Annotated in this window: 19 protein-coding genes; 11 read left to right on the top strand and 8 right to left on the bottom strand. The window is 51.9% G+C overall.

The genetic code is table 11. The features are described from left to right. From OES20_03345 to OES20_03365, 5 genes are read left to right on the top strand one after another with little or no spacing between them, the layout of a single operon-like run. The gene (locus tag OES20_03345; GenBank protein MDH3633717.1) at positions 1–954 is read left to right on the top strand and encodes a D-alanine--D-alanine ligase; all 954 of its coding nucleotides are present in this window, start codon (positions 1–3) and stop codon (positions 952–954) included. After that, positions 947–1,744 carry an FtsQ-type POTRA domain-containing protein gene (locus OES20_03350; protein ID MDH3633718.1) on the top strand — a complete coding sequence of 266 codons (798 nt, stop codon included), beginning with the start codon at positions 947–949 and terminating at the stop codon, positions 1,742–1,744. The genes OES20_03345 and OES20_03350 overlap by 8 nt, the downstream gene beginning before the upstream one ends. After that, on the top strand, positions 1,737–2,972 hold the full coding sequence (gene ftsA, locus OES20_03355; GenBank protein ID MDH3633719.1) for a cell division protein FtsA: 1,236 nt from the start codon (positions 1,737–1,739) through the stop codon (positions 2,970–2,972). Before OES20_03350 ends, ftsA begins: the two co-directional genes overlap by 8 nt. 21 nt (positions 2,973–2,993) lie before the next feature. Beyond that, positions 2,994–4,142, top strand: coding sequence for a cell division protein FtsZ (ftsZ, locus tag OES20_03360; GenBank protein MDH3633720.1), 1,149 nt, complete (start codon positions 2,994–2,996; stop codon positions 4,140–4,142). Positions 4,143–4,189: 47 nt separating this feature from the next. After that, positions 4,190–4,825 carry a YrbL family protein gene (locus tag OES20_03365; GenBank protein ID MDH3633721.1) on the top strand — a complete coding sequence of 212 codons (636 nt, stop codon included), beginning with the start codon at positions 4,190–4,192 and terminating at the stop codon, positions 4,823–4,825. Positions 4,826–4,889: 64 nt separating this feature from the next. Here OES20_03365 and OES20_03370 read toward each other — a convergent pair whose 3' ends face one another. From OES20_03370 to OES20_03390, 5 genes are all read right to left on the bottom strand, one after another. After that, positions 4,890–5,348, bottom strand: coding sequence for a DoxX family protein (locus tag OES20_03370; protein ID MDH3633722.1), 459 nt, complete (start codon positions 5,346–5,348; stop codon positions 4,890–4,892). Positions 5,349–5,434: 86 nt separating this feature from the next. Beyond that, the gene (locus OES20_03375; protein MDH3633723.1) at positions 5,435–8,203 is read right to left on the bottom strand and encodes a valine--tRNA ligase; all 2,769 of its coding nucleotides are present in this window, start codon (positions 8,201–8,203) and stop codon (positions 5,435–5,437) included. Between the two features lie 212 nt (positions 8,204–8,415). Continuing rightward, on the bottom strand, positions 8,416–8,697 hold the full coding sequence (locus OES20_03380) for a hypothetical protein (protein ID MDH3633724.1): 282 nt from the start codon (positions 8,695–8,697) through the stop codon (positions 8,416–8,418). After that, entirely contained in the window at positions 8,694–9,107 is a 414-nt protein-coding gene (locus tag OES20_03385; protein MDH3633725.1) for a DNA polymerase III subunit chi, read from the bottom strand. Before OES20_03385 ends, OES20_03380 begins: the two co-directional genes overlap by 4 nt. Beyond that, positions 9,107–10,594 (bottom strand): leucyl aminopeptidase, encoded by a 1,488-nt coding sequence (locus OES20_03390; GenBank protein ID MDH3633726.1) that lies wholly within the window; start codon positions 10,592–10,594, stop codon positions 9,107–9,109. The genes OES20_03385 and OES20_03390 overlap by 1 nt, the downstream gene beginning before the upstream one ends. A gap of 158 nt (positions 10,595–10,752) precedes the next feature. On the opposite strand from OES20_03390, the gene lptF reads away from it, so the two are divergent. Together lptF and lptG are read left to right on the top strand one after the other, a co-directional pair. Then, positions 10,753–11,850 carry an LPS export ABC transporter permease LptF gene (gene lptF / locus OES20_03395; protein MDH3633727.1) on the top strand — a complete coding sequence of 366 codons (1,098 nt, stop codon included), beginning with the start codon at positions 10,753–10,755 and terminating at the stop codon, positions 11,848–11,850. Then, positions 11,847–12,953, top strand: coding sequence for an LPS export ABC transporter permease LptG (gene lptG / locus OES20_03400; GenBank protein MDH3633728.1), 1,107 nt, complete (start codon positions 11,847–11,849; stop codon positions 12,951–12,953). The genes lptF and lptG overlap by 4 nt, the downstream gene beginning before the upstream one ends. Here the strand turns inward: lptG and OES20_03405 are convergent. Further along, complete coding sequence (locus tag OES20_03405; GenBank protein MDH3633729.1) at positions 12,927–13,370, bottom strand: RDD family protein; 444 nt, start codon at positions 13,368–13,370, stop codon at positions 12,927–12,929. The genes lptG and OES20_03405 overlap by 27 nt on opposite strands. 212 nt (positions 13,371–13,582) lie before the next feature. Between OES20_03405 and OES20_03410 the strand changes: the two genes are divergently transcribed. Together OES20_03410 and xerD are read left to right on the top strand one after the other, a co-directional pair. Then, complete coding sequence (locus OES20_03410; protein ID MDH3633730.1) at positions 13,583–14,125, top strand: hypothetical protein; 543 nt, start codon at positions 13,583–13,585, stop codon at positions 14,123–14,125. A gap of 325 nt (positions 14,126–14,450) precedes the next feature. After that, a complete protein-coding gene (xerD, locus tag OES20_03415) occupies positions 14,451–15,362 on the top strand; it encodes a site-specific tyrosine recombinase XerD (protein ID MDH3633731.1) in 912 nt (303 codons plus the stop codon). Positions 15,363–15,670: 308 nt separating this feature from the next. Here xerD and trxA read toward each other — a convergent pair whose 3' ends face one another. Then, positions 15,671–16,534, bottom strand: a complete 864-nt coding sequence (gene trxA, locus OES20_03420) for a thioredoxin (protein MDH3633732.1) — start codon at positions 16,532–16,534, stop codon at positions 15,671–15,673. Between the two features lie 101 nt (positions 16,535–16,635). Here trxA and parE point away from each other — a divergent pair, with 101 nt between their 5' ends. Then, positions 16,636–18,522 carry a DNA topoisomerase IV subunit B gene (parE, locus tag OES20_03425; protein ID MDH3633733.1) on the top strand — a complete coding sequence of 629 codons (1,887 nt, stop codon included), beginning with the start codon at positions 16,636–16,638 and terminating at the stop codon, positions 18,520–18,522. Next, entirely contained in the window at positions 18,519–20,771 is a 2,253-nt protein-coding gene (gene parC / locus OES20_03430; protein MDH3633734.1) for a DNA topoisomerase IV subunit A, read from the top strand. Before parE ends, parC begins: the two co-directional genes overlap by 4 nt. A gap of 29 nt (positions 20,772–20,800) precedes the next feature. Here the strand turns inward: parC and OES20_03435 are convergent, their stop codons facing one another. Continuing rightward, positions 20,801–21,394, bottom strand: a complete 594-nt coding sequence (locus tag OES20_03435; GenBank protein ID MDH3633735.1) for a hypothetical protein — start codon at positions 21,392–21,394, stop codon at positions 20,801–20,803. Positions 21,395–21,442 lie beyond the last annotated feature (48 nt).

The following is a 21,442-nucleotide window of genomic DNA, read 5'->3' on the forward strand; positions in this document are numbered from 1 at the left end:
ATGGTGTTGTCAAAGCCGGCCCCGGATAGCGTCACAAAATGTGGCAGGGTTGCGGTCCTGATGGGCGGGCAATCCGCCGAGCGTGAAGTTTCGCTTAATAGCGGCAACGCCGTTTACGAGGCGTTACTTGCCGCCGGCGTCGATGCAGTTCCAGTTGATTTACAGGCGCATGCTTTCCATCAGCTTGCCGATTTGAAAGCCGATCGCGTCTTTAATGTATTGCATGGCCGTGGTGGTGAGGATGGCACTATTCAAGCTGTACTTGAATTCCTTGGCATTCCCTATACCGGTAGCGGCGTATGCTCATCGGCCTTGACGATGGACAAGGTTCTGACCAAGAAAGTCATGCGTTGCAGCGGGATCCCCACGCCTGATTTTTTTGAACTGGACAGCGAAACAGATTGTGAACAGCTGCTGCGTGATTTCGGGTTGCCGGTGTTTATCAAACCGATACTGGAGGGTTCAAGTATCGGCATGACGCCAGTGCACCAGGAAAGCGAGCTATTTCCGGCGTGGAAGAACGCGCGTCGCTACGGTGATGTTTTCGCCGAGCGTTTCATCGATGGTACCGAATACACGGCAGGGTTTGTCGGCGACACAATTCTGCCGTTGATTAAACTGGACACACCCCACGAATTTTACGATTACGATGCCAAGTACCTGGCCGATGACACTGTTTATACCTGCCCCTGCGATCTTGACGACGCAAGCGTCACGGCAATAAACGAAATCGTGCTCGAAACAATTCGTGTTACCGGTGTGAGGGACTGGGGCAGGGTGGACTTGATACTGGATCAACAGCAACAACCCTGGGTGATCGAGGTTAATACGGTGCCCGGGATGACGGATCATAGCCTGGTTCCAATGGCGGGCCGTGCCGCTGGACTGGAAATGCCCGACCTGGTTGTAAAAATTCTTGAAACAACACTGGCGGGAGGTAAACGCAATGGCTAAGTCCCGCAGGCAGATCAAGCAGGCACAACGCAACACGCCGGCATCGACGTCACCATCTTTCCAGTGGCGCAAATCTTACAACTGGATATTTCTGTTGCTGCCGTTGATGCTGGCGGTTGTCTATCTCATCCAGGTGGAAGAGCCGCTGCCGATACGCACGATTCAGCTTTCCGGGACATTTGAAAACCTGGATCAGCAGGCGGTCGAGATGGCGCTGCAACCCTATCTTGGTCAGGGATTCTTTTCCCTCGACATTCACCATGTCAAGCAAACTCTGCACGACAGATCATGGATTGAATCGGTCTCGGTACGCAGGATCTGGCCCGATAAGCTCAGGGTCAATGTCAAGGAAAAGGTACCGGTGGCACGTTGGGATGGGCAGCACCTGCTGAGTGATTCGGCCAGCGTTTATCGCGCGGATACCGCTGCGTTCAGCCATCTGCCTGTGGTGCATGCAACCAACCATCCGCCGGCCTGGGTATTGAAGCAGTTTTACCACCTGGAGGCCCGCTTCCACAGCGTAGACGAGCGACTGATCGCGTTACAGGTCGATAGCCGCGGAGCGCTCGACGTCGAATTGATCAATGGATTGGAAATCAAGCTGGGCAGGAGAGATATCGATCACAAGATCGACCGTCTGGTAGTTATTTACCCGCAGCAGATTCTGCCCCGACGTGAGCAGATCCAGCGTCTGGATTTACGCTACAGCAATGGTTTTGCTGTGGCCTGGAAAAAAGAAGCCCTGCAGGGCAGCGACAAAGCATCAATCTGGAGTAATGGTAATGTCTAAGAAGGCATCGGGAAACCTGATCGTAGGGCTTGATATCGGGACCTCTAAAGTGGTTGCGATAGTTGGCGAAGTCACGGTCGAGGGCGATATCGATATTATCGGTATCGGCACCCAACCCTCGCGGGGTTTGAAGAAAGGTGTCGTGGTCAACATCGAATCGACCGTGCAAACCATCCAACGCGCGGTGGAAGAAGCGGAACTGATGGCGGGTTGCCAGATTCGCTCGGTTTACGCGGGTATTGCCGGCAGCCATATTCGCAGTATCAACTCGCATGGCATCGTCGCAATCAAGGAAAAGGAAGTGACCGCGGCAGACGTGGCTCGCGTTATCGATGCCGCCAAGGCAGTTGCAATTCCGGCTGATCAGAAAATATTACATGTATTGCCCCAGGAGTTTGTCATCGATAACTCTGAAGGCATTCGTGATCCCATCAGCATGTCCGGAGTTCGGCTCGAAGCCAAGGTGCACCTGGTGACCGGTGCGGTCAGTGCCGCGCAAAATATTATCAAGTGTGTGCGTCGTTGTGGTCTCGAGGTCGATGATGTGATTCTGGAACAACTGGCTTCTGCGAGTTCGGTATTGACTGATGATGAGAAGGAACTCGGTGTCTGCCTGGTCGATATCGGTGGCGGTACGACCGACATAGCGGTGTTTTCCGATGGCGCAATTCGTCATACCGCTGTCATACCGATCGCCGGTGACCAGGTCACCAACGATATCGCGGTCGCGTTGCGCACACCCACGCAGTATGCAAACGATCTCAAGGTCAAGTATGCCTGCGCGCTGCGTCAGTTGGCATCGGATAACGAAACCATCGAGGTTCCCAGTGTCGGCGATCGCGAACCTCGACTCCTGGCCCGGCAAACGCTGGCCGAGGTCGTGGAACCACGCTACGAGGAATTATTAAGCCTGGTGCAGGCGGAATTACGCCGTAGTGGGCTTGAGGAGATTTGTGCCGCCGGGGTCGTGTTGACCGGGGGCAGTTCGAAAATGGAAGGCGCAATTGAACTGGCGGAAGAGATTTTCCATATGCCGGTTCGGCTGGGCTATCCACAGTATGTATCGGGATTGGTCGATGTTGTGCGCAACCCGATTCATGCTACGGGTGTTGGATTGCTGTTGTTTGGAAACAGACAGCAATCCGGCTTGTCCGGTTTCCAACTGGACGATCGTAATGAAGCCGGTGTTTTGGCGAGAATGAAGAGCTGGTTTCAGGGTAATTTTTAAATAACGCAAGAGGACTAAAAAATGTTTGAACTGATGGATTCACACTCCAAAGATCCGATTATCAAGGTCATTGGTGTCGGTGGAGGTGGCGGTAACGCCGTCCAGCACATGGTTTCGTCGGGTATTGAAGGCGTCGAATACATGTGCGTCAACACCGATGTACAGGCGCTCAAAAAGATGGATGTGCGAACAACCATGCAAATTGGGTCCAGTATTACCAAGGGACTCGGCGCCGGCGCCGATCCCGGTATCGGCAGACAGGCCGCGCTCGAAGATCGTGAGCGCATCCAGGAAGTGATCGAGGGCTCCAATATGCTCTTTGTTACGGCGGGTATGGGTGGTGGCACCGGCACCGGGGCGGCGCCGGTAATCGCGCAGATCGCCAAGGAAATGGGGATTCTGACGGTTGCCGTGGTCACCAAACCGTTCGGCTTTGAGCGTACCAAGCGGATGTCGCAGGCTGAGGTCGGTATCAAGGAACTTTCCAATGTGGTTGATTCGTTGATTACCATCCCGAACGACAAGCTCATGCCCGTACTGGGTAAACAAACATCGTTGCTGGAAGTATTTGAAAAGGCAAACGATGTATTGCGCGGCGCGGTGCAGGGCATTGCCGAGTTGATCACCTGTCCGGGTTTGATCAACGTCGATTTTGCCGACGTGCGCACGGTCATGTCGGAAATGGGAATGGCGATGATGGGTACCGGATCGGCCACGGGTGATAATCGCGCCAAGGAGGCGGCGATGGCAGCCATCTCGTCTCCGTTGCTCGAGGATATCAATATCTCGGGTGCCCAGGGCATTCTCGTTAATGTCACTGCCGGCCTGGACATGGCCATAGGAGAACTCGATGATGTTGGTACGGCCATAACCGAACTGGCATCGATTGATGCCAACGTCGTGGTTGGAACCGTTATCGATTCGAACATGAAGGATGGCGAGTTGCGAGTCACCATGGTCGCTACCGGTTTGGGTGCCGACAAGATTCTTGCTGATGTACCGGTCGCCGCGGTCCAGCCCGAGCGTAATGGCGAGGTCGATTACAAGAAGCTCGAACGACCTACTGCTATTCGCAAGAAAATTGTTGGTGATAGTGTTGAACTGCCCGAGGACAAAGAGAGCATGGACTACCTCGATATTCCTGCATTTCTGCGTCGCCAGGCGGATTGAACGGCAATTCCTCTTGCCAGGAGATCGGTTCAGGGACGAACCGCTCCATGCTCCTTTCCAGGCGCGCTCGCGGGACGGACGATACGATTTCCTTGCCTGCGTCGTTGCTCGTGGCCGATGGCTTTTATTTCAAGTGTTTTCAGCATCCGACTGCAGCGCACTACTGCATCAAGGTTATGCTTCCGCAACATCACCCGGCTCGTTTCCGGCGCTGCGTAAGGTACTTTAAAGCCCTGCATCGACGTGGTATTTACCTTGATCATATCGCCGCATTTCATGGTCTGATTAATACCAGCCTGGGCAAGGGTGCAATCTTTGAAATGGTGCTCGATGATGACGGGCGGGTGTCTAAATCGCTCGACCATTATCTTGCGCTCAATGACAAACGATTTAACGCCTGGGTAATCCGGGAGATAGAATCGTTGAAACAGTCTCTCCATAACTACTGGATTGCAAGCTACGATTTAAACCCGACTAATGTTCTGGTCAAGCGCCTCGGTTTTGACGAATTTCGCCTGGTCGTAGTGGGTGGTATCGGCGATAACCAGCTATTTCCGCTGGCCAGCTATAGCCGTATATACGCGCGTAAAAAACTGGCCAGCGCCTGGAACCCCGGCTATCAGCAATGGTATGCCGAATATCCGTCGGTGCTAAGAAGGCTAAAACCCTATCTGGTTGTATAAATCCGGTTAGCGCAGGCCGGGAGCGTGCCACAGCGTTTTGGCAACGTCCGTAACCCGTTAACAACTATTCCTCGCCAAGCCGTGATTTGAGCCAATGGTCGATCGAGAAAAATCCACCACCGTAGAGAACACTGGTCAGCAGCATTGAGCCCCAGAGGTAATGCCACACGAGGCCGGCCCCCTTGGCCAGGGTTGCATAGTAAGAAACCACCGCGATGATATTAATGAACGAGACAGCAATCGCGGTAAAGCGAGTGCCCAATCCTATGATTAAAAATACCGGGAACACGAGTTCACCGATGGTCGCGAGGTAAGCTGCTAGTTCAAAGTTTAGCAGTGGTACCTGGTATTCGTACTCGAACAGTACCAGTGTGGTTTCCCAGTCTCCAATCTTGTGCATGCCGGACTTCAGGAATACCCAGGCGACGTAAAGCCTGATAAATAACAGGAATGGCGACTGCAGCTTCGACAGTAAATCGTGAATCGACAAAATCGGCGCACTTAACTTTTCAATGAACCCCATCTTTTTTCTCCCCTGTATTTTTTTGTATAGATTAGTATTTGATTTGAACCCGGGCCTATTGAAAAGTTCACAACCTCCGGGAAGAATTAGATTGCCGAAATTTTTTCTGCCTGCGTGCGCAGGCTGCTGAGCGCCGACTCTGCGTCGGCGAGCTTGCGCTTTTCCTTGTCGACGACGTCTTTCGGTGCGCGCGAGAGAAAGTTCTCGTTCGAGAGCTTCGCGTTGATGCGTTGCGCATCCTGCTCCAGTTTTTCGATATTTCTCTGTAACCGCTGAAGTTCGGAATCTTTGTCTATGAGTCCAGCGAGGGGAATCAACAACTGCATTTCACCCACCAGCGAAGTCGCGGATTCCGGAGCCGGAGCATTCTGTTCCAGCCAGGCTATTGATTCCAGCTTTGCCAGAGACAGCAGAAGTGATCGGTTGTTTTCGATGCATTCACGATCCCGTTCATCACCGTTCCGGCAAATGACTGGCAGTAGCTTGCCCGGTTTAATGTCCATCTCGGAGCGAATCTGCCTGACACCCATGACAAAGGTCTTCACCCACTCCAGTTCCGCCAGCGCTGCCATATCGATGAGTGCAGAATCAGTCTCGGGATAGCGGCGGCGCATGATTGTATCACCCTCGATCCACGCCAGCGGTGCGACGCGTTGCCAGAGCTCTTCGGTGATGTAGGGCATGACCGGGTGTAATAGTCGCAGTATTGCTTCGAGCACCGTTACCAGTGTATGCCGGGCCGCTTTTTTGGCTACTACGGGGTAATCATCACCATACAATACCGGCTTGGATAATTCGATGTACCAGTCGCAATAGTCGTTCCAGACAAATTCATACAGATCGCGCGCAACAAGGTCGAAGCGATAACCGTCGATACGCGTGGCCACGTCCGCGCTCACCTGCTGCAGGCGCGCGATAATCCAGCGATCGGCCAGCGTCGGGCTACCCGCGGTACAGTCCTCGCCCTCGGTGTTTTGCAATACGTAGCGAGTTGCATTCCATAGCTTGTTGCAGAAGTTGCGGTAGCCCTCGATGCGCCCGAGGTCAAAGCGAATGTCGCGCCCGGTTGTTGCCAGTGCGGTGAAGGTAAAGCGCAACGCATCGGTGCCATAAGCCGGGATGCCTTCCGGGAAATGCCGTCGCGTCGCGGCCTCGATCTTCGGTGCCATCTCCGGCTGCATCAGGCCGGTGGTGCGCTTGGTCACCAGGTCATCGAGCGGAATACCATCGATCAGGTCCAGTGGATCGAGAACATTACCCTTGGACTTTGACATCTTGTTACCATCGGCGTCGCGCACCAATCCGTGGATATAGACCTCCCTGAAGGGCACGTCATCCATGAATTTGAGGCCGAACATAATCATGCGCGCGACCCAGAAGAATATAATATCGAAGCCAGTGACCAGCACGCTGGTCGGGTAAAAGGTTTTTAAGGCTGGATCGTTGCGTTCGGGCCAACCGAGCGTGCTGAACGGCCATAGCGCCGACGAAAACCAGGTATCGAGCACATCTTCGTCCTGGGTGAGTTCGATATCTTCGGCAAGTCCATATTTTTTACGCACCGCGTCTATATCGGATGCGACATAAACGTTGCCGTAGTTGTCATACCATGCGGGAATGCGATGCCCCCACCAGATCTGTCGAGAAATGCACCAGTCCTGGATTTCTTCCATCCAGTTGTAATAGGTCTTGCTCCAGTTTTCAGGGATGAAGCGAATCCGGCCATCCTTCACAGCCTCGATGGAAGGTTCTGCCAGCGGTTCGGCACGAACGAACCACTGATCCGTCAGGTAAGGTTCGATGACGACACCGGAACGATCACCATAGGGGCGTTTGTAAACATGCTCTTCCGCTTTGACCAGCAATCCCTCGGCGTCGAGATCCTTGACGATTTGTTCCCTCGCCTCGAAGCGATCCATACCCTGGTATGCCGGTGGTGCGTTTTCATTCATGATCGCATCGATCGTGAACAGGTTGATAACTTCCATCTCGTGGCGCTGGCCAACTTCGTAGTCGTTAAAATCATGTGCTGGTGTGATCTTGACGCAGCCGGTGCCAAACTCCGGATCGACATAATCATCGGTAATAATCGGAATTACGCGAGGCGTCCGGGGCACCTGCACCTGCTTGCCAATAAAATCCCGGTAGCGCTTATCCGATGGATTAACCGCCAGGGCGCCGTCGGCGAGAATCGTTTCTGGGCGCGTGGTGGCTATCTCCAGGTGCGTGATGCCGTTAACCGGCCCATCGACGAGTGGATAACGCACGTGGTAGAGAAATCCCTTTTCTTCTTCATTGATGACTTCCAGATCAGAAATTGCAGTATGCAGGACCGGGTCCCAGTTAACGAGACGCTTGCCCCGGTAAATCAGGTCTTCCTCGTAAAGTTTGATAAAAACTTCCTGCACTGCTGCCGACAGCCCGTCATCCATGGTGAAGCGCTCGCGCGACCAGTCGGGTGATGCGCCCATGCGTCGCAATTGACGGGTAATCGTTCCCCCAGATTCCGCTTTCCATTTCCACACGCGTTCGGTGAACGCGTCACGGCCCAGGTCATGCCGGGTTTTTCCCTCGTGACCTAGCTGTCGCTCAACGACCATTTGCGTTGCGATCCCGGCATGATCGGTGCCCGGCTGCCACAGGGTATTATCACCTTTCATACGGTGATAACGAATCAGGGTATCCATGATCGTGTCCTGAAAAGCGTGCCCCATATGCAGGCTGCCAGTAACGTTCGGTGGCGGGATCACGATGCAGTAGGGGTCGCCGTCTCCATGGGCAGCGAAGTAGCCCTGATCCTCCCAGCGCTGGTACCAGGCTTCTTCAATCGAATGGGGATCGTAAGTTTTTTCCATCAACTCGGTGGCGCAAATCAAAGGGCGCGATTATACCGTGCCCCCCCTCAAAAATGCACTGTTTCTGTTGTCGCGCTGCTTTGGGAGGAGAGTTCGTTATAGAGTCATTGCCGCGACAGCGGCGGTCCGACGTATCGGTATCTTGAGATTACGGCATTGTTGCAGGATCCCGGATATGTGCTTCGCAAATTCCGGGATGACGCCTGGAGGCGTCAATTTTTGAGGTGTTGCTGGATGGCCAGCTTGATTTCCTGCCAGGCACGTTCCACGTGTTCGTCGAAAATGCGACGAACAATCTGCTCGAGTTCCGGGTTATCCTGAAATGGGTCAACGCTTTCGGTTTCGGGAGCCGCGAGTTCAATTTCAACGTTCTCGTTGAAGGGTGCCGCGACGCCGGTATCCAGTTCGTCATCCAGGCCCAGGTCGGACAACTTGATCTCGATGCCTTTTTCTATCAGGTCAGTCAAAATTGGAATGTCGGTCTGATCGCTCATAGATTAATGTGTTTGAGCGGATAACCGCGTTCCTTATAGTAACTGTAATGTGCACGCGCCTGGGTCTTATTTTCTTCGGTGACCAGTTCGATGACGCGCTCGAATTGCGCAAAATAGGATGGAACCGATGCTGATAGATTGATTAATAGTTGGCGCTCTCCGTCGGGGTCGGGATTATCATTGATCAGGATAGGCGTAACCAGGTCCCCGGTTTCCTCCCGGTCGTGGGGCAAGAAGCTGTCATCGGAGTAAGTCCAGAGCCTGTTATCGAGATGCTCGCTCTGTTGCTGGTTTTGTGTCAATAGCAGGGTAAGCTGTCGGTTTTCATATGCTTTCTGGCATAACTGGCAAACCACGCGGTCATAACTGGTGCCTTCGGGATTCAGCTGGTAAAAATCGATTCGCGTCATTACTTGATCTGGTTGAGTATGTACTGTGTGAGCAACGGAACCGGACGACCGGTAGCGCCTTTCTCTTCGCCTGATTTCCATGCAGTACCTGCAATGTCCAGGTGCGCCCATTTGTAATCCTTGGTAAATCTTGCCAGAAAGCAGGACGCCGTAATGGTACCAGCATCGCGGCCGCCGATATTGGCCATATCGGCAAAATTACTTTTTAACTGGTCCTGGTACTCGTCCCACAGGGGCAATTCCCAGATTTTATCGTCGATTTGTTGTCCGCTCTTTATCAGGCCGTCGATCAAGGCTCGGTTGTTACCGAGTACCGCTGAAGGAATTTTCCCGAGCGCGATAATCGCGGCACCGGTAAGGGTAGCAATATCGATAACACAGCACGGTTTGAATTTTCGGGCATAGGTCAGGGCGTCGCAAAGAATCAGGCGTCCTTCTGCATCCGTGTTAAGAATCTCGATGGTTTGTCCCGACATGCTGGTGACAATATCGCCCGGTTTTGTGGCAAGTCCGTCGGGCATGTTTTCAGTGGCTGGAATGATCCCCACCACGTTAATCGGCAATTGCAGCTGGGTAACGGCTTTCAATGTACCGACTACAGCAGCCGCACCGCACATATCAAATTTCATTTCATCCATCGCGGCGCCTGGCTTTAGCGATATTCCACCGGTATCGAAAGTGACACCTTTACCGACCAGTGCAATCGGTTGCTCTTTCGCCGCCGCTCCGCGGTATTCCAGTGTAATCAGCTTTGCCGGTTGCCGACTACCGGCACTGACCGAAAGCAGAGAGCCCATTTTCAGCCGTTTCATATCTGCCTCATCGAGCACGCTAACCCGCAGACGCTTGTCTTCCCTGGCTAACAGCCTGGCCTGCCGGGCGATGTAACTCGGGGTACAAACATTTGCCGGCAGGTTGCCAAGGTCCCTGGTGATGCTCATCCCCGCGCTAATCGCCTGCGCTTCAGCAACGGCCTGTTTTGCCTTGCTTGAATCACTCCTTGGAATATTGAAGTTCAACTTGCGCAAGCCTTTGCGCTGCCGAGATTTATTACTTTTAAGCTGGTCGAACTGGTATTCGCTGTTACTTGCCAGCAGTGTCGCCTGTCTGATTTTCCAGGTCAGGTCACGACTCTTTAGCGCAATATCACCGGGGTAGAGTTCGGCGTCGCGGGCACCGCAAGCCGAGAGTGCATCCATAATCGAATTAATCAACCGGGCAAAGTTACGCTCGTTCATTTCGGTTTGCTTACCGCAGCCTACCAGTAAAACACGCTGCGCCGGGACGCCAGCAACATCTGCTAGCATCAGGGTTTGCCCCAGCTTTCCTTCCATGTCACCGCGCTTGATAATCGACGTCAGGAATCCCTTGCTGGCCCTGTCAACGTGCTGACCGCTGCGAGACAATTTTCGGGGCTGCGAAACGGTAATTATCTGGCAAGCGCTACGCGTATTCTCGGGGCTATTATGCTTCAGGCTGAATTCCATGATATTCCTGGTGTTGGTGGCTGTGATAACGCGATAAGATACGTGAAGCGCCAAAAAAAACCAGCCGTATATGACAAAATACTGTGATTATTCAGCGTAGTTTAAGTAATCGGCAAGCAGACTGCCAGGGGCCTAAATAATCGGATGCCAATCCAGTCATGCGCAACATAATAACATCCTACCTGTCGCAGGAAATTCTTAAAACCAGCGCGGCAACGATGCTGGTTCTGTACATTATTCTAATGAGTAATGCCCTCGGCAGGGTTCTGGCCGATATTGCCGATGGCGATGTTCCTCGGCAGGCTCTGACTGCGGTTATGTTAAGCCAGTCGGTTAACATGCTGGCATTGTTGTTGCCGATAAGTTTTTTCCTCGGAATTATTTTCACTTTTGGGCGCATGTACAAAGATCACGAGATAGTGGTAATGAATGCTTGTGGTATCGGATATCGCGATTTCTACAGACCCGTTGTTATCGTCCTGCTGCCATTGTTACTTTTCACCAGTTTTGCAAGCCTTTCGCTCAATGCGAAAATGCAGGCTAACGCACGAGCGATTGTCGACCGGGAAGAGAATCAGCACGAGTTTCACCAGATAAAGCCAGGTCAGTTCAACCAGGGCGAAAGTGATGATACAGTATTTTTCATGGAGTCGATGAGTACCGACAAGCTTGAATTACAGGAGGTGATTATCGGTGAGACCGGTCAGGATCAGATGATCCTGGAGATCGCGAAAACAGGTCGGCAGAAGCTGGATGAACAAAGCGGCGATTTATTTCTTGTTGTCGGGCCGGGCCAGCGAGTCGAGGGCACGGCTGGACTAAAGAATTTCAAAATTATCGACTACGATCAGCACGGCATTTTACTCGAGAGGCAGGTTAATAAAGTCGAATCACGGGTTCGAAGTAAAGAAAAAACCTTAACCGAGCTCTGGTCGTCGGATCAAAACAATGACCAGGTTGAGCTGCAGTGGCGGATCGCCATCCCAGTGGTACTTGCAGTTCTGGCATTGCTCGCAGTGCCGTTGTCCTACATTTCGCCCCGGCAGGGACGTTTTGGTAAAGTTGGATATGCCCTGGTGGCTTATATCGTCTACCTCAATCTCGTGGTGGTGACTCGCGCTCAACTCGAGGCGGGAACGATACCCATGACTGTTAATTTCTGGGGGGTACACCTGTTGTTTGTTGCATTTACCGGTGTCCTTTTATATCGGCGTAACAACGGTGTTCTGTTTTACATGAACAAGCCAGTGGCATGATACTTAACCGATACATTATTCGCACGATTCACCTCGGAACCTTTACTTCGCTACTGGCACTGGTTGGCCTCGGCCTGTTTTTTCTTTTTGTCGGTGAGCTCGATGATCTTGGTGATGGAAAATATGATTTCCAACAAATCCTCAAGTTCGTAGCACTGAGTTTTCCGGGAAAAGTTGTCGAATTCATGCCGCTCGCAGCTCTGCTCGGCAGCATGCTCGGGTTGGGTGCGCTGGCCAGCAATAGCGAGATTATTGCGATGCAGGCTTCCGGACTCTCACTGAGGAAATTGGTCAGTCCGGTCGTACAGGCAGCGGTAATATTAGCGGTGCTTAATTTTTTGCTGGCGGACTGGGTGGTTCCGGATAGCGAGACTTACGCGCGCAATGTCAAGAATCTTGCACAGGAAAAAACCTCGGCGTTGCTTGTCAGGGAAGGACTCTGGACCAAGGATGAGTCGAGGGTATTACACATCGGGCAACTTCTACCAAATGGAGTCGCGCGTGATATCGAGATATTCGAGCTTGATAACAAGGGAAGACTGTTCTCTGTGCTCAAAGCAGAGCGTGCCATTCCCCTGGAGCAGGGATGGGAGTTACACCGGATCCAGAAGTCGATAATCAGTGATAATCAAGTCGAGACGCTGCGCTATGACCAGCTGGTCTATGAAGGCAACTTGTCACCCCAGTTGCTTGAGGTGTTGATGATAGAACCGAGGCAAATGTCGAGTGGTGATTTACGTGCCTACCTTAACTTCCTGGAGGAGAACAGGCTCGACGGCAGGGTTGAGCGTCTGATTTTCTGGCAGAAAATTTTGGCACCTTTTACCATTGTTGTCATGTGCCTGCTGGCGTTTCCGTTTGTGCTCGGGTCTCAACGCCAGGGCAACACGGGGCAGCGTCTGCTGATCGGAATACTGCTGGGTTTGGCATTTGTGGTTGTCGATCGGCTGGTGATACAGCTGGGGAACCAGTTTGAAGTCAATGCGCTGGCGATTGCACTGATACCCAGCCTGGCTTTTCTCGGAATTGCGGTTTACATGTTGTTAAAGAACCAGTCCCATGGGCCCGGTGGTAGATTACTTTTTAGCCCGATCAAAGCCTGAAATGTCGATAATGCTGGTCTGACTGAGTTTATCGTGCCAGGTGTAGGGCTTGAAAAGTCGCCAAAAATAGCCAAGACCAAAACACAGTATCGAAACCAGGGCAAAAGCAAGGCGCAGGTAACTGCTACCCCAACCCGGATTGCCACCGGACTCGGCGACAATACGAATTTTCCATGCCCGCATTCCCAGGGTTTGTCCTGATCTGTGCCAGAACCAGGCATAGAATGAAAACAGGATGAACAACAGGTAAAGACTGAACAGAGGACTTGATTCGATCGCTTCACCGCGGTTGAAGATTAGCGCAATTGCAGTTGAAAAAAAAAGCACTGCAAAAATTAATAAACTGTCATACAACATGGCCGCAAATTGTTTGAACAAACTTGCAGGAGGGTAGCCATGATAAAAATTGGTTGTCATAACTTTTATTGATTGCGTTTAAGACACATTCAAATTGAAAGAATTCATGTTGATAAAACTAATGAAAAATTTCATACTATTTTTTTGTCAGACAACTATAATACACGACGTAACTCAGTTCGTAGTGTTTGCAATTAGTACCAACTTGCTATTGTATTATTGTGGATGCTTTTTTTAATCACATTCGTAAGTCAACGTGAGGAGACCGGACGATGGCGACAGCAAAGAGAGCAGCAAAGTCGAAACCAAAAGCTAAATCTGCAGCAAAGAAAAAAGCAAGGAAGCCCGCAGTAAAAAGGAAAGCAGTTAAGAGACCCGCGACCAAAAGGAAAGCGGTTAGGAAGTCAGCAGTAAAGAAGAAGGCAGTTAAGAGACCGGCGGCTAAAAGGAAAGCGGTCAAAAAGTCAGCAACAAAGAAGAAAGCAGTTAGAAGACCCGCGGTCAAGAAGAAGGCGGTCAAAAAGTCAGTAGCGAAGAAGAAGGCAGTTAAAAGACCCGCGGCCAAAAAGAAGGCGGTCAAAAAGTCAGCAGTAAAGAGGAAAGCGGCTAAGAGACCGGCGGCCAAGAGGAAAACGGCTAAGAGACCGGCGGCCAAGAGGAAAGCGGCTAAGAGACCGGCGGCCAAGAGGAAAGCGGCTAAGAGACCGGCGGCCAAGAGGAAAGCAGTTAAAAGAGCCGCGCCCAAAAGGAAAGCGGTAAAAAGACCGGCAGCTAAGAAAAGGGCGACTCGTTCCGCTACAAAAAAAAAGCGGTAAAGCCTAAAGTTAAGAAGCGACCCACTGCAATAAAGAAGGCTGCCGCTAATCCAAGGATCAAGGCGCTTGATGATACAGTCAAAACCTTGAAAGAGCAGGTACAGGGATTAAGGAATGAAGTTCGTGACGCCAAAAGGCGTGCCGATGCCCTGGGTAAGTTATCTGACAAGAGAGGCGCTGCTATCTCAAAATTTGTGTATGGATGGGATAAGCAGGCCAAATTGGCGGTTACCAGGTCTACGAGGCCACGAACGAAGAAAAGGTAATTGATCTTCATGTTTGGCAAAATATTAACAGGCACAGTAAGCTGTGCCTTTTTTTATCAATGAAAAAAACTTCCATGCAACCTGGCGATCCGGAAATCGAGCGCTTTATCGATAGCCTTTGGTCGCAAAAAGGTTTGGCTGATCGAACGCTGAGTGCCTATCAGCAGGACATGCGCCAGTTTTCGCGCTGGCTACAGACGCGGCAACAAAAGCTGCAAAATGCCGAGCAGTCAAGTATCCAGCATTTTTTAGCTGAACGCTTTGATCAAGGCGCCTCAGCACGTTCCAACGCTCGCCTGTTGTCGACCCTGAAACAATACTATCGATATTTAATCAAGATCGGGGATCGCCAGGACAATCCCACCGCTTTAATCAGTGCGCCCAGGATTCATCGAACCTTGCCGCAGTCGCTCACCGAAAGCGATGTTGAAAAGTTATTGGCCGCTCCGAACCTTGAATCCAATTTTGGTCTTCGGGATCGCGGTATGCTCGAGCTTATGTACAGCTCCGGGCTGCGTGTCAGTGAACTGGTGGGCCTGCAAGTGAACCAGGTAAATACCAATCTCGGTCTGGTGCGGTTGGTCGGGAAAGGTAGCAAGGAGCGGGTTATTCCCGTCGGTGAGGAAGCATTACACTGGCTCGCACAGTATCTGAAGAGTTCACGCCCCGGTTTGCTGCAGGGGCATGTGAACAATGATGCGCTGTTTATATCGAGTCGCGGTACCGCGATTACGCGTCAGGCGTTCTGGCAAAATATCAAGAAGTACCTGCTCAAGGCGGGCGTTAAAACTGTTTTTTCGCCACACTCGTTGCGCCATGCGTTTGCCACGCATTTGCTTAATCATGGTGCGGATTTACGCACGGTACAGATGTTGCTCGGGCACAGCAGCCTGTCGACAACGCAGATTTATACGCACATCGCCCAGGCACGCCTGCAATCACTTCACGCCGAACACCATCCCCGCGGCTAACAAAATCCTTAACCCGCCTCCGTACCCTACACCTCAAAAATTGCCTGCCTGCTACTATTCATTGCATCATTTGGTTGTCTTCTATCAGTTTCGATGCTGTACCTGGATGGTGATGCTAGCTTGAAGGAAAGATCACAAAAGACGCTCCCGACCGGCGCAAGCACCGGTTGGTCCTTCGATGGAAACGCTTGGAGCCCGATACGTCGGACCATGGCATCCATGCCTCGCTACTCTTTTGTAAACTTTCCCTCGTGCTAGCATCGAACCTAATAAGTGTTGGTTAATGTTGAGGGGGTTAGGTGAGAATACTAGTGGAGCAGGTTGAAGAGTTTGCGACGATACTTTTGCACGCTGGGATGTTCGCCACCGAGCATATCAAATAATTCGAGCATGCTGGTACGACTGATATCATCCTCGAAACCACGATCGGTACGCATGATCGTCAGCAGGCATTCCATGGCGTTGTCGTAATCACCTTGCGCGGTCAAGTGCCTGCTTTTCTGCAACAACGCTTTAAGATCATTGGGATTCTGGGCCAGGCGCTGCTCGATTTCGCTCGGGTCGGGCAAATCGGCAAGCTGTGCCGCGAGGTTGATTTCGGCGCGCAGCTTGATTGCCGCATCCAGTTTAGCGCCTTCGTTGTCGAGGCTGTCCAGTAACGCCTGCGCACTCTCGGTATCGCCCTCGCCATAAACCATTTGTGCGATTGTAACCTTGAGTTCGGCATTATCGGGGTCCTTGGCAAGCACATTATTAAGCACTTCAAGCGCCTGTGCGGTATTGCCCTGCTGATAAGCCATCATGGCGGCCTGAACCATTTGATCGGATTCTGACACGATGTGCTTGTCGATCATCGCGCGAATATCCGATTCCGGCACCGCACCCATGCGTTCATCGACGATTTGCCCCTGGTAGAAAAGTTTCATCGTGGGCAGGCTCTTAATACCGAAATGCGCGGCCAATTCCTGCTCCTCGTCAGCATTCACCTTGGCCAGTTCGAACTTTCCTGCATATTCTTCAGCGAGTTTGGCCAGCATCGGCATAATGGTTTGGCAGGGTTGGCACCAGTCCGCCCAGAAATCGACCAAAACAGGCTTATTAACCGATTTTTCCAGCACCAGATTCTGGAAATTCTGCATACCGACATTGTGAATATAAGGTGACTCGCCCATAATAGAGAACCTGAAAAAAGATGCGCATTATATCAGGCAGATGGTCACTAAATACAAGGATCTGTGTTAGTGCGATCGTTTAAACTCAGGAAGCACTTCATTTGAAAAATCAGTACGACGCCGCCTCGATAGAAGTCCTCACGGGGCTCGAACCGGTCAAGAAGCGACCGGGGATGTATACAGACACTACTCGTCCCAATCATCTTGCTCAGGAGGTGATTGACAATAGTGTCGATGAGGCCATTGCCGGCTATGCCACGCAAATCGGTGTGATTTTGCACACCGACCAGTCGCTTAGCGTCATCGATAACGGACGCGGTATGCCGGTTGATATACATCCACAGCAGAAAATCCCCGGGGTCGAGGTAATCCTGACCAAGCTGCATGCCGGTGGCAAGTTTTCAAATAAGAATTACCAGTTCTCGGGAGGACTGCACGGCGTCGGTGTCTCGGTCGTCAACGCGTTATCAAAAAAACTCGATGTGCGCGTCCGTCGTGACAGCAAGGAATACACGATCAGTTTCACCAATGGCAATAAAAAAGACAAACTGAAGCAGACCGGCACGGTTGGAAAAAAGAACTCCGGCACCAGTTTACGCTTTTGGCCTAATCCCAGGTATTTTGACAGCCCTAATTTCTCGGTAGCGCGACTTAAACATGTATTGCGCGCCAAGGCGGTCCTGTGCCCGGGATTGCGTGTAAAATTTTATGTTGAAAAGACCAAGGAAACGGTCGAATGGATATACGAGGACGGACTTTCCGATTATTTACTCGCGTCACTAGCCGATTTCGAGCTATTACCATCACAACCTTTTGTCAATTCTCTCCAGGGTGAGCATGAGGCGGTAGACTGGGCAGTGCTATGGCTGCCGCAGGGTGGTGAATCCATTACCGAAAGCTACGTTAACCTGGTCCCCACGTCACAGGGCGGCACCCATGTCAACGGACTGCGTACGGGTATTACCGATGCGATCCGCGAGTTTTGTGAATTTCGCAACCTGCTGCCGCGTGGTGTCAAGATCGCACCGGACGATGTCTGGGACAAGGTCAGTTTCATACTCTCGGTAAAAATGGAGGAGCCGCAGTTTTCGGGGCAAACCAAGGAACGCCTGTCATCGCGGGAAACCGCGGCCTTTGTATCCGGGGTTGCCAAGGATTCCTTTAGCCTTTGGCTTAATCAGCACGCGGATGTTGGTGATCAGCTCGCACAACTGGCAATAACAAGCGCGCAAAGCCGATTAAAAAGTGCCAAGAAAGTCGTACGCAAGAAGGTAACAACCGGTCCCGCGCTGCCCGGTAAACTGTCAGACTGCAGCAGCCAGGACGTGGCGCGTACCGAAATTTTTCTGGTGGAGGGCGATTCGGCCGGCGGCTCGGCGAAACAGGCCCGTGATCGCGTGTTCCAGGCGATCATGCCGCTACGCGGTAAAATTCTGAACACCTGGGAAGTGCCTTCGGACCAGGTGCTGGGTTCGCAGGAGGTGCACGACATATCGGTTGCGATAGGGGTGGAACCCGCGTCGGATAACTTGTCCAATCTGCGCTACGGGAAAATCTGTATTCTTGCCGATGCCGATTCCGATGGTGCACATATCGCCACCTTGTTATGTGCGCTGTTCTTGCGGCATTTTAAACCTCTGGTTGAAAAGGGGCATGTTTACGTGGCCAAGCCACCCCTGTATCGAATTGATATTGCGAAGGACAAGTATTACGCGCTCGATGAAGCCGAGCGTGACGGCATTCTCGATCGTATCACGGCAGAAAAGCGCAAGGGCAAGGTAACGGTAACCCGCTTCAAGGGGCTCGGGGAAATGAACCCGATGCAGCTACGTGAAAGTGCCATAGCACCCGAAACCCGGCGCCTGGCGCAGCTGACGATAGCTCCAGGGGATAAGACCTTTAAAATCATGGACATGATGCTGGCCAAGAAACGCGCCGCGGATCGCAAGGACTGGCTGCAAACCAAGGGAGACCTGGCCGAAGTATGAATGAGAACCTGGAACTCAACTACGAGGGCGTCGAGGAACAGCCGCTCCATGTCTTTACCGAAAAAGCTTATCTCGACTACTCGATGTACGTCATCCTCGACCGTGCACTACCGCACATCGGCGATGGGCTGAAACCGGTACAGAGACGCATTATCTATGCAATGTCGGAGCTGGGGCTTTCGGCGAGTTCCAAGCACAAGAAATCGGCCCGCACGGTCGGCGACGTGCTGGGTAAGTATCATCCGCATGGCGATAGCGCCTGCTACGAAGCGATGGTGCTGATGGCGCAGCCGTTTTCTTACCGTTACCCGCTGATCGATGGCCAGGGTAATTTTGGCTCCCCCGATGATCCGAAATCGTTTGCCGCGATGCGTTACACCGAATCGCGTTTGTCTGAATTTGCACGGGTATTGCTGCAGGAACTTGGCCAGGGTACCGTCGACTGGGTTGCGAACTTTGATGGCACCATGGAAGAGCCGTCGCTATTGCCCGCCCGCCTGCCGCATATTCTACTCAACGGCACCACCGGGATCGCGGTTGGAATGGCCACCGATCTGCCGCCGCACAACCTGCGAGAAATTGCCAAGGCCTGCATCATGTTGCTGGACAAGGTTAAAACACCGCTCGATGATTTACTCAAGCACGTCAAGGGCCCGGATTACCCGACCGAGGCAGAAATCATCACACCGCAGGACGAGTTACGCGATCTTTATGAAAGCGGCCACGGCTCGATTCGCATGCGCGCAATATATGAACGCGAAGATGGCGACATTATCGTCACCGCGTTGCCACACCAGGTTTCCGGCGCACGTGTAATGGAACAGATTGCGCAACAAATGCTGGCCAGGAAATTGCCCATGGTGGACGATTTACGCGACGAGTCAGATCATGAAAACCCGACCAGACTGGTAATTGTGCCACGCTCCAACCGGGTCGATGTCGAGGCTCTGATGGGGCATTTGTTTGCGACTACCGATCTTGAACGCACCTACCGCGTCAATATGAACATGATCGGTACCAACGGTCGCCCGCAGGTTAAAAACCTGAAGCAGATTCTGCAGGAATGGATTGCTTTTCGGGTGACCACAGTGCGCCGTCGGCTGCAATGGCGGCTTGATAAAGTTGACAAGCGTCTGCATGTTCTCGAAGGCCTGTTGATTGCCTTTTTGAACCTGGACGAGGTTATTCGTATTGTGCGCAATGAAGACGACCCCAAGGCGGCGTTGATCAAGACATTCAAAATCAGTGATATCCAGGCCGAAGCGATACTTGAAACCAAGTTGCGGCATCTGGCCAAGCTCGAAGAAATGAAGATACGTGCCGAACAGGACGAACTCAGCGATGAGAAAAAAGAGCTTGAAAAATTACTGGGATCCGATCGACGGATCAAGACAATGATCAAACAGGAAATCAAGGAAGATGCTGCAACCTACGGCGACGACAGGCGTTCGCCGATTGTCAGTCGAGACGCGGCACGGGCACTCGACGAAGCCGACCTGGTGCCATCCGAGGCAATTACGGTCGTGTTATCAGCGATGGGATGGGTGCGCGCTGCCAAGGGGCACGATATCGACGTGCGTGCGCTTAACTATAAGTCTGGCGATAGTTTTCAGGACATGGCGCAAGGCAAGAGCAACCAGAACGTGGTGTTCGTCGATTCCTTCGGTCGTGCTTATGCCCTGGCGGCGCATTTACTGCCGTCGGCACGTGGACAGGGTGAACCGCTTACCGGGCGTTTCAAACCGGCAAGCGGGGCCGAGTTCAAGAGCTGTGTAATGGGGCGCGACGACGATCAATTTCTCATGTCCTCGTCGCATGGCTACGGCTACGTCTGCAAGTTTGAAAACATGTTGACCCGAAGCAAGAATGGCAAAGCCCAGATCAGCTTGCCTCGTGGCGCGCAAATGATGCAGGTGGTAGCGGTAACCGACTACAACAAAGATCAGATCGTATCGATCACCAGTGACGGTTACATCGCTTTGCTTGATGTTGAATCGATTCCACAGCTGGCCAAGGGCAAAGGTAACAAGATCCAGGGGATACCGCCGCGACGTATTAAATCAGGGGATGAGGAGATCGCTTTTATCACTTGCCTAACGGGCAAACAAAAGCTCGTAATCCATTGCGGCAAAAAATATAAAACCATGAACTTGAAAGAACTTGAGGACTATCGCATCGAACGGGGTAAGCGTGGGCGCAAATTGCCGCGCGGTTATCAAAATGTAACTGCAATTGAGGTCGTTGATTAAAATCAGGCAATCGGTGTGTGTTTGCCGCTTCAGGTACCATTTTTTATATCGTTAAAATCCCCGTGTATCTGCACAAACTTTTTTTGGTAATTCGCGCCATCGCCATAGGCTAGAAATTTGTGGTAGCGACTGTGGATCGCGGATAGTTTTCTTGCATGCTTGATTGGGCACCAGTATTGCTCAGTCCTGGCGGCAATTTCCTGGACCCAGGCAATCAGCCCGTTAAAGTAACTGCAGTAAACACAGTTCACTTTTTCAATCCAGTTCAGATATTGGAGGCTTTGCTGATCGATGACTATATAGTCACTGCGCTTGACTCGGGGAATGTCATATACCCTGAAACAAATTGAATGATAAAAGGATACGACGATATCTAAAAAAAGCGCAGGAACCAGGCAAAACCAGATGATTGGCAGCGTCAATATGTTAAGTATTGATGCGTTCGCAAAATAGGCATGTATTTTGGTAGCAAGTGTCTGATGGTAGCGCCGGGTTTCTGCTTCGAACTTGACCCGTTTACCTTCGATGATATAAAGGTATTCATCCTGCTTTTTTTGCAGTTCCTGCAAAAGCTCCTGCTCGAGCTGCTTGATTTCGGTGATTATTTCCTCGAGTTTGTTCATAACGACTCCGACCGGGTCAATATAAGGAATAGATTGCGAGACAGTATG

The organism is Gammaproteobacteria bacterium, from assembly GCA_029862005.1.
In the GTDB taxonomy this organism is placed as follows: Bacteria; Pseudomonadota; Gammaproteobacteria.

Coding starts and splice junctions, on each gene's coding strand:
- OES20_03345 (MDH3633717.1), top strand. CDS start 1: ATGGTGTTGTCAAAGCCGGCCCCGGATAGCGTCACAAAATGTGGCAGG.
- OES20_03350 (MDH3633718.1), top strand. CDS start 947: ATGGCTAAGTCCCGCAGGCAGATCAAGCAGGCACAACGCAACACGCCG.
- ftsA (MDH3633719.1), top strand. CDS start 1,737: ATGTCTAAGAAGGCATCGGGAAACCTGATCGTAGGGCTTGATATCGGG.
- ftsZ (MDH3633720.1), top strand. CDS start 2,994: ATGTTTGAACTGATGGATTCACACTCCAAAGATCCGATTATCAAGGTC.
- OES20_03365 (MDH3633721.1), top strand. CDS start 4,190: ATGCTCCTTTCCAGGCGCGCTCGCGGGACGGACGATACGATTTCCTTG.
- OES20_03370 (MDH3633722.1), bottom strand. CDS start 5,348: ATGGGGTTCATTGAAAAGTTAAGTGCGCCGATTTTGTCGATTCACGAT.
- OES20_03375 (MDH3633723.1), bottom strand. CDS start 8,203: ATGGAAAAAACTTACGATCCCCATTCGATTGAAGAAGCCTGGTACCAG.
- OES20_03380 (MDH3633724.1), bottom strand. CDS start 8,697: ATGAGCGATCAGACCGACATTCCAATTTTGACTGACCTGATAGAAAAA.
- OES20_03385 (MDH3633725.1), bottom strand. CDS start 9,107: ATGACGCGAATCGATTTTTACCAGCTGAATCCCGAAGGCACCAGTTAT.
- OES20_03390 (MDH3633726.1), bottom strand. CDS start 10,594: ATGGAATTCAGCCTGAAGCATAATAGCCCCGAGAATACGCGTAGCGCT.
- lptF (MDH3633727.1), top strand. CDS start 10,753: ATGCGCAACATAATAACATCCTACCTGTCGCAGGAAATTCTTAAAACC.
- lptG (MDH3633728.1), top strand. CDS start 11,847: ATGATACTTAACCGATACATTATTCGCACGATTCACCTCGGAACCTTT.
- OES20_03405 (MDH3633729.1), bottom strand. CDS start 13,370: ATGACAACCAATTTTTATCATGGCTACCCTCCTGCAAGTTTGTTCAAA.
- OES20_03410 (MDH3633730.1), top strand. CDS start 13,583: ATGGCGACAGCAAAGAGAGCAGCAAAGTCGAAACCAAAAGCTAAATCT.
- xerD (MDH3633731.1), top strand. CDS start 14,451: ATGAAAAAAACTTCCATGCAACCTGGCGATCCGGAAATCGAGCGCTTT.
- trxA (MDH3633732.1), bottom strand. CDS start 16,534: ATGGGCGAGTCACCTTATATTCACAATGTCGGTATGCAGAATTTCCAG.
- parC (MDH3633734.1), top strand. CDS start 18,519: ATGAATGAGAACCTGGAACTCAACTACGAGGGCGTCGAGGAACAGCCG.
- OES20_03435 (MDH3633735.1), bottom strand. CDS start 21,394: ATGAACAAACTCGAGGAAATAATCACCGAAATCAAGCAGCTCGAGCAG.